This window comes from Pseudomonas sp. AC229 (assembly GCF_979254655.1).
In genome coordinates this window covers 152328-160969 of the sequence record NZ_CEEDHK010000003.1, presented here as the reverse complement: position 1 = coordinate 160969, position 8642 = coordinate 152328, and the positions used below count along the sequence as shown (strand labels likewise).

6 protein-coding genes are annotated in these 8642 nt (G+C 60.7%); 5 read left to right on the top strand and 1 reads right to left on the bottom strand.

The window, feature by feature from the left end; genetic code table 11:
* Positions 1-226: 226 nt before the first annotated feature.
* Positions 227-1855 (bottom strand): phosphoethanolamine transferase, encoded by a 1629-nt coding sequence (locus AC0IW7_RS05625; protein WP_471816334.1) that lies wholly within the window; start codon positions 1853-1855, stop codon positions 227-229.
* A 267-nt stretch (positions 1856-2122) separates the two neighbouring features.
* On the opposite strand from AC0IW7_RS05625, the gene xdhA reads away from it, so the two are divergent.
* The 5 genes from xdhA to guaD all read left to right on the top strand — a co-directional run bounded on the left by xdhA (position 2123) and on the right by guaD (position 8444).
* A complete protein-coding gene (xdhA, locus tag AC0IW7_RS05620) occupies positions 2123-3574 on the top strand; it encodes a xanthine dehydrogenase small subunit (RefSeq protein WP_471816332.1) in 1452 nt (483 codons plus the stop codon).
* Positions 3567-5960: a xanthine dehydrogenase molybdopterin binding subunit gene (gene xdhB, locus AC0IW7_RS05615; protein ID WP_471816331.1), complete on the top strand. Its 2394-nt coding sequence runs from the start codon at positions 3567-3569 to the stop codon at positions 5958-5960. The genes xdhA and xdhB overlap by 8 nt, the downstream gene beginning before the upstream one ends.
* Before the next feature lie 108 nt (positions 5961-6068).
* The gene (locus tag AC0IW7_RS05610) at positions 6069-6236 is read left to right on the top strand and encodes a hypothetical protein (protein WP_471816330.1); all 168 of its coding nucleotides are present in this window, start codon (positions 6069-6071) and stop codon (positions 6234-6236) included.
* Positions 6233-7066, top strand: a complete 834-nt coding sequence (gene xdhC, locus AC0IW7_RS05605; protein WP_122451429.1) for a xanthine dehydrogenase accessory protein XdhC — start codon at positions 6233-6235, stop codon at positions 7064-7066. The genes AC0IW7_RS05610 and xdhC overlap by 4 nt, the downstream gene beginning before the upstream one ends.
* Positions 7067-7142: 76 nt before the next feature.
* Positions 7143-8444: a guanine deaminase gene (gene guaD, locus AC0IW7_RS05600; protein ID WP_471816328.1), complete on the top strand. Its 1302-nt coding sequence runs from the start codon at positions 7143-7145 to the stop codon at positions 8442-8444.
* The last annotated feature ends 198 nt before the right edge of the window (positions 8445-8642 follow it).

The following is an 8642-nucleotide window of genomic DNA, read 5'->3' as shown; positions in this document are numbered from 1 at the left end:
TCTCCCTAACCCTCTCCCGTAAACGGGAGAGGGGACTTGGCCGTACGCGATTCAGCTCCCCTCGCCCGCCTGCGGGAGAGGGGCTGGGGGTGAGGGCTGGGCCCAACGCAAATCTGGAATCAAAAGCCCCTCTCCCTAACCCTCTCCCGTAAACGGGAGAGGGGACTTGGCCGTACGCGATTCAGCTCCCCTCGCCCGCCTGCGGGACTGACGGGAACAACGGTCGTTACGTCCGGCACCCCGCAAACATATCCAGCCCCTTGTCGTACACCTTGGTATTCACCTGCAACAACCCAAGCATCGAGCTGAACAGGTTGTCCTGGCTGACGGGCTGTTCACGCTGGCCTCGTAAGCAATCGGCGTTGAGCTGAAATTCCTGCTGATAGCTGTCGGAAAACCAGGCCAGCATGCCGATGTGTTTCTGCTGGTCGGGCGCCATCATGTAGGGCGTGCCGTGCAGGTACAGGTTGTATTCGCCCAGCGACTCGCCGTGGTCGGACATATACAGCATGGCGCTGTCGACGTTGCCCTGGTTGGCGCGCAGCACGTCGATCAGGCTGGAGAGCACGTGGTCGGTGTAAAGAATGGTGTTGTCGTAACCGTTGACGATGCTTTCACGCGAGCACTCGTTCAGCGCATTGCTGGTGCACACCGGGGTGAATTGTTCGAACGCTTTCGGGTAGCGCTTGAAGTATTCCGGGCCATGGCTGCCCATCTGATGCAGCACCAGCACGGTGTCGTCTTTCAGGTTGTCGAGGGTGTTCTGCAGGCCCTGCAGCAAAATTTCATCGTGGCATTCGCTGTTAGCGCACAAGGCCGGGTCTTTAAGGTCGCTGACGTCGACGAAATTCACCCGATCGCAGGTGCCCTTGCAACCCGACTGGTTGTCACGCCATTGCACGTCGAGCCCGGCGCGTTTCAACACGTCCAGCAGTCCTTCTTGGGAATAGGCTTTGCCGGCGCTGTAGTTGCTGCGGCCCAGGTTGGAGAACATGCATGGCACCGACACGGCGGTTTCCGTGCCGCAGGAATGGGCGTTGGGGTAAGCGATAACGCCGGGCTGGGCTTTGAGTTTTGGCGTGGTGTCACGGTCGTAGCCCAAAATGCCGAAGTTGTCGGCGCGGGCGCTCTCCCCGACCACCAGCACGGTTAACGATTTGTGCCGATGGCTCTGCCAGGCCGGCGCTTTTACGGCGTCTTCGCCAAGGGTGCGAAACGGCTGCTTACCGGTGGCGATTTCCTCGCGCAGCAAGTTGAAGGAAGCGCCCACGTAGTTACTCGGTACCACCATCAAGCGCAGTTCATGGTGGTTGCGGAAAAACGAGGCCAAGCCTTGATAGTTGGCCATCGCCACCACGCCCAACACGGCTACGCAGCCCACCGTCACCAGCAGTTTGCTCAGCAGCTCGCGAGGCCAAGTGCGGTAATTCACGGGAATAAGCCAGAGCACCGCCACCGGCAAAATGCCCAAAAACAGCACATAGGCCGCCAGCTTGAACGACAACAGGTCACGCACCTCGGTGGCGTTGGTCTGCGCGGCGTTGCGCAGCATTTCAAGATCGACCACCACGCCGTATTCGTTCATGAAATAGGCAGCGCCCGCGCTCACCAGTAACAACAGGGTAAGCACCGGTTTAAGCACCCAGCGAAACGCCAGCAGCGTGAGCACCAGGTTGAACAGCGCCAACACGATCAGACCAAAGGCCACACGCGTGATCAACCCCGCGCCCGTGCTCGGCGTAATGCTGAACACGTGCGCCCACAGCACGGGATTGCAGGCTAATAACAGAAAGGCGCTGCCGACCAGGGTCAGCAATTCAGGGCGTATGGCCTTTACTTTAAGTAGTGAGTTCACGGTGCGATTCCGCCCAGGTTGAAGTGGGGCAGATGCTAGAAACGCAACGATCAAAAATTCGTTAAAAAAACCTCAACGTTTGGTTGGCCAGAAAATACTTACAGCCAAGAAAGATCGGACCTTAAAGGACTGCTCGTCGGGCACGCGGATTGCTTGACCAAAGAGTCAAATATTTTATTGACCCAAAAGTCAGAATTCTCTAGATTCAGCTCCAATCGCGTGTCAGAAAACACGCTGTACAACAATAAAAGTGCCTGGAGGTCGTCCTTGATCCAGTTTTTACTCAACCGTGAGCTGCGCACCGAGCAGCGTCTCGACCCGAATGTCACCGTGCTGAATTACCTGCGTGAGCACCTGGCCAAACCCGGCACCAAGGAAGGCTGCGCTTCCGGCGACTGCGGCGCGTGCACCGTGGTGGTGGGCGAGTTGGACGAGTCGTCCGGCACCCCGCGCATTCGCTACCGCACCCTCAACTCCTGCCTCACGTTCGTTTCGTCGCTGCACGGCAAACAACTGATCAGCGTTGAAGACCTCAAGCATCAAGGCCAACTGCACAGCGTTCAGCAAGCCATGGTCGACTGCCATGGCTCGCAATGCGGCTTCTGCACCCCGGGGTTTGTGATGTCGTTGTTCGCGCTGCAAAAGAACAGCGACGGCTTCGACAAGGCGCAAACCATGGAAGCGCTGGCCGGCAACCTGTGCCGCTGCACGGGCTACCGCCCGATCATCGACGCCGCCGAGCAAGCCTGCTGCCAGAAACAGCCGGACCAATTCGACGCTGCTGAAGCTGAAACCATCGCCAAACTGCAAGCCATCGCCCCGCAAGAAACCGCCGAGCTGAACAGCGGCGACAAGCGCTGCCTGCTGCCGCTGACCATTTCCGATCTCGCCGACCTTTACGCCGCCAACCCGCAAGCACGCCTGCTCGCCGGTGGCACCGACTTGGCGCTGGAAGTCACCCAGTTCCACCGCGAGCTGCCGGTGATGATTTATGTCGGCCACGTGGAAGCGATGAAACGCGTTGAGTTCACCGACGATACCATCGAGATCGGCGCCGCTACGCCGCTGTCCGACTGCTACGGCGCGCTGGCCAAGGAATACCCCGACTTCGGCGAACTGCTGCACCGCTTCGCCTCGCTGCAAATCCGTAACCAGGGCACCCTGGGCGGCAACATTGGCAACGCCTCGCCCATCGGCGACGCCCCGCCGCTGCTGATCGCCCTGGGCGCTCGTGTGGTGCTGCGCAAAGGCAACCAGACCCGCAGCCTGCCGATCGAAGATTACTTCCTCGATTACAAAGTCACGGCGCGCCAGGAAGCCGAGTTCATCGAGAAAGTCGTGGTGCCGCGTCACCAGAGCAATCAGGCGTTCCGCGCTTACAAAGTGTCGAAACGTCTGGACGACGACATTTCCGCCGTGTGCGCCGCGTTCAACGTGGTGGTTGCCGATGGCGTGGTGCAAAGCGCCCGCGTGGCCTTCGGTGGCATGGCTGCCATCCCGAAACGTGCCGCTGCCTGCGAAGCCGCGCTGCAAGGCGCCAAGTGGAACGCGGATGTAATCGAACTGGCGTGCGACGCGCTGGCCAATGATTTCAGCCCGCTGAGCGACTTCCGCGCCAGCAAGGAATACCGCCTGCTCACCGCACAAAACCTGCTGCGTAAATTTTTCCTCGAGCTGCAAACTCCAGACGTCGAAACACGGGTGACCGCTTATGTCTAACCACCACGCCCCGAAAAGCCAGGAAGAACTGGCCGAACTGTTCCGTGCCGGCATCACCACCGGCGTAGGCCGCAGCGTTAAACACGAGAGCGCCGACAAGCATGTGTCGGGCGAAGCCGTTTACGTTGACGACCGCCTGGAATTCCCGAATCAGCTGCACGTTTATGCCCGCCTGAGCGACCGCGCCCATGCCCGCGTGACGAAAATCGATGTGTCGCCCTGCTACCAGATTCCTGGCGTCGCCATCGCCATCACCCATAAAGATGTGCCCGGCCTGCTCGACATCGGCGCCGTCGCCCCCGGCGATCCGCTGCTGGCCGACGGTCTGGTGCAATACGTTGGCCAAGTGGTGATTGCCGTGGCCGCCGACACCCATGAAAACGCCCGCAAAGGCGCCATGGCCGCGATCATCGAATACGAAGACCTGGAACCGGTGCTCGACGTGGTCGAAGCGCTGCGCAAAAAGCATTTTGTGCTCGACAGCCACCAGCACCGCATCGGCGACTCGGCCAGCAAACTGGCCACCGCCCCGCGTCGTTTGCAGGGTTCGCTGCACATTGGCGGCCAGGAACACTTCTACCTGGAAACCCAGATTTCTTCGGTCATGCCCACCGAAGACGGCGGCATGATCGTCTACACCTCCACGCAAAACGCCACCGAAGTGCAGAAGCTGGTGGCCGAAGTGCTGGACGTGCCGATGCACAAAGTGGTCATCGACATGCGCCGCATGGGCGGCGGTTTTGGCGGGAAGGAAACCCAGGCGGCGAGCCCGGCGTGTTTGTGCGCCGTGATCGCACACCTGACCAAGCGCCCGACCAAAATGCGCCTGCCGCGCGTTGAAGACATGCAGATGACCGGCAAGCGCCATCCGTTCTACGTTGAGTACGACGTCGGCTTCGACGAGAACGGTCTGCTGCATGGCATCGAAATCGAACTGGCCGGCAACTGCGGCTACTCGCCGGACCTGTCGAACTCCATCGTCGACCGCGCCATGTTCCACTCCGACAACGCCTATTTCCTCGGCAACGCCACGGTGAACGGTCATCGCTGCAAGACCAACACCGCCTCGAACACCGCGTATCGCGGCTTCGGCGGCCCGCAAGGCATGGTCGCCATCGAGCAGATCATGGACCACATCGCCCGCGACCTCGGCAAAGACCCGTTGGAAGTGCGCAAGCTCAACTACTACGGCAAAACCGAGCGCAACGTCACCCACTACCACCAGACCGTCGAGCACAACGTTATCCACGAGATGACGGCCGAACTGGAAGCCAGCAGCGACTACGCCAAACGCCGCATCGAAATTGCCGAATTCAACAAAACCAGCCCGATTCTGAAAAAAGGCCTGGCCCTGACGCCGGTTAAATTCGGCATCAGCTTTACCGCCAGCTTCCTCAACCAGGCCGGCGCGCTGATCCACATCTACACCGACGGCAGCATCCACCTGAACCACGGCGGCACCGAGATGGGCCAGGGTCTGAACACCAAAGTGGCGCAGATCGTCGCCGAGGTGTTGCAGGTGGACATCGCCCGCATTCAGATCACCGCCACCAACACCGACAAGGTGCCCAATACCTCGCCGACCGCTGCCTCCAGCGGCGCCGACCTCAACGGCATGGCGGCCAAGAATGCGGCGGAAACCATCAAGGCGCGCCTGGTGGACTTCCTCACCCGCGAGTACCGCGTCACGCCGGAAGACATCGAATTCCGTAACGGCCAGGTGCGTGTGCGCGACCAGTACCTGTCGTTTGAAGAGATGATTCAGAAGGCCTACTTCGGCCAGATTTCCCTGTCGGCCACCGGTTTCTACCGTACGCCGAAAATCTTCTACGACCGCAGCAAGGCAGCGGGTCGGCCGTTCTACTACTTCGCCTATGGCGCGGCGTGCATTGAAGTGATCGTCGACACCCTGACCGGCGAATACAAATTCCTGCGCGGCGACATCCTCCACGACGTGGGCGATTCGCTGAACCCGGCCATCGACATCGGCCAGGTGGAAGGCGCGTTCGTGCAAGGCCTGGGTTGGCTGACCATGGAAGAGCTGGTGTGGAACGCCAAAGGCAAGCTGATGACCAACGGCCCGGCGAGCTACAAGATTCCCGCCATCGCCGACATGCCGCTGGACCTGCGCGTGAAACTGGTGGAAAACCGCAAGAACCCGGAAGACACCGTGTTCCACTCCAAAGCCGTGGGCGAGCCGCCGTTCATGCTCGGCATCGCCGCCTGGTGCGCCATCAAAGACGCCGTCGCCAGCCTGGCTGACTACCGCGTACAACCCCTGATCGACGCCCCTGCTACACCGGAGCGTGTGTTGTGGGGTGTGGAGCAGATGCGGAAGGTGATGAAGGCGCCGAAAGCCGAAACCACCGCAACAGAGCCGGCCTAACGCAAAACCTGTAGGAGCGAGCTTGCTCGCGAAAGAGCTAAAGCTTCGCGAGCAAGCTCGCTCCTACAAAGCGTACCGCGACAACGCAACGAATAACGGTGAACAACAATGACAACACACACCGCACAGACAACCGCCCCAGCCGCGCCGCAGAGCCCCGAAGCCCTGCCGCGTCTGGTGTTACTGGAACAGCACGCCGCGCCCGCGAAAGCCGATGACGACTGGCGCCTGTCCCGTTCCGCAAAACCGCTTCGCACCTGGAGGCTGAGCAAATGAGCTGGATCAGCGCCCTCGCCGACTTGCAGCAACAGGGGCAACCCTGCGTGCTGGTGACCATCATCGAAGAGCTGGGTTCAACGCCGCGCAATGCTGGCTCGAAGATGGTCGTCACTGCCGACCGCATCTACGAAACCGTGGGCGGCGGGCACCTGGAATTCAAGGCGATGGAGCTGGCCCGCGAGATGCTCGCCAACCGCACCCAGGACACCCGCCTGGAACGCTTCAGCCTCGGCGCCAGCCTGGGCCAATGCTGCGGCGGCGCCACCGTGCTGCTGTTCGAGCCCATGGGCCAGCCGCAAGCGCAAATCGCCGTGTTCGGCGCCGGCCATGTGGGCCGCGCGTTGGTGCCGTTGCTGGCGAGCCTGCCCTGCAAGGTGCGTTGGATCGATTCGCGGGAAAACGAGTTTCCCGAACACATTCCTCAAGGCGCCACGAAAGTGGTGAACGACGAGGTGGTCGATGAAGTGGAAAACATGCCGCCCGGCAGTTACTTCATCGTCATGACCCACAACCACCAGCTCGACCTGGAACTGACCGCCGCCATCCTCAAGCGCAACGACTTCGCCTACTACGGCCTGATCGGCTCGCAAACCAAGCGGGTGAAGTTCGAACACCGTCTGCGTGATCGCGGCTTCAGCGCCGAGGTGATGCAGAAAATGCGCTGCCCCATGGGCATTGCCGAAGTGAAAGGCAAGCTGCCCATCGAGATTGCCGTGTCCATCGCCGGCGAGGTGATCGCCACCTACAACGCCAACTTTGGCCAGGGTGAAAAGAGCGGCGAAAGCGTCGCCAAATTGATGCCCGCCTCGCGCCGCGCCAAGGCGTAGATCGCTTTATTGGGCTGAGCTGCACGCAACGCCCAACGACACCGCATACCAATAAATACGTACTACGAGACTGCCCATGACCAGCCAAGTGAAAGCCTACCGCGCCGCCATCCTGCACAGCATTGCCGACCCCGCCTTGGTGGGGGACGCGCAGTCCTATGAGTATTTCGAAGATGGCGTGCTGGTGGTCGACAATGGCCACGTCGCCAAGGTCGGCCACGCCAAGGACCTGCTGCCGACGCTCAAGGGCGTGGACGTGATCGAATACCGCGACGCGCTGATCACCCCGGGCTTTATCGACACCCATATCCACTACCCGCAAACCGGCATGATCGCCGCCTATGGCGAGCAGTTGCTGGACTGGCTGAACACCTACACCTTCCCCACCGAAAAACAATTCGCCGACCCGGCTCACGCCGCCGATGTGGCGAATATTTTCCTCAAGGAACTGCTGCGCAACGGCACCACCACCGCCCTGGTATTTGCCAGCGTGCACAAGCAATCAGTGGACGCCTTCTTCACCGCCAGCGAGGCGCTGAACCTGCGCATGATCGCCGGCAAAGTGATGATGGACCGCAACGCCCCGGACTACCTGACCGACACCGCGCAATCGAGCTACGACGACAGCAAAGCGCTGATCGAGCGCTGGCACGGCAAGGCGCGTTTGCACTACGCCGTGACCCCGCGCTTCGCCCCGACCAGCACGCCCGAACAGCTCACCGCTGCCGGCAAATTGCTGCAGGAATACGACGGGCTGTACATGCACACGCACTTGTCCGAGAACGTCGACGAAATCGCCTGGGTTAAGTCGCTGTTCCCGCAGCAAAAAGGTTATTTGGATGTCTACGACCACTTCCAACTGCTGAGCGAACGCTCGATGTTCGCCCATGGCGTGCACCTGTGCGACGAGGAATGCCAGCGCCTGGCAGAGACCGGTTCGGCTGTTTCCCATTGCCCGACCTCAAACCTGTTTCTCGGCAGCGGCTTGTTCAACCTCAAGCAGGCTGAGCAGTTCGGCGTGAACGTGGGCCTGGGTACGGATGTGGGCGCCGGCACCAGTTTCTCCATGCTGCAAACCTTGAACGAGGCCTACAAAGTGCAGCAGTTGCAGCGCAACAAACTGAGCCCATTCAAATCGCTGTACCTGGCGACGTTGGGCGGCGCTCAAGCCCTGCGCCTGGACGACAAAATCGGCAGCTTCGCCAGCGGTAACGACGCCGACTTTATCGTGCTCGACTACCACGCCACGCCGCTGCTGTCGTACCGCTTGCAGCAGGCCAAGGACTTGGAAGAGAAGCTGTTTGTGCTGATGACCATCGGTGATGATCGCGCCGTGAAGGAAACATTTGCGGCTGGGCAGAGTGTGCATAAGCGCTGAGGGCGATTGCGGGCACATTACCTGGTGGGAGGGTTAGGGTGAGGGGCGCGATTTGCGTCTAGTCCGAAATTCTGGATCCCCGCGTGCGCGAGGATGACGGATGTTTTTTGCGGCTTTCGTTGTTATGCCGCAAACGCGTGGTAAGTCCCCTCTCCCGCTTGCGGGAGAGGGTTAGGGTGAGGGCAGCGATTTGCGTCT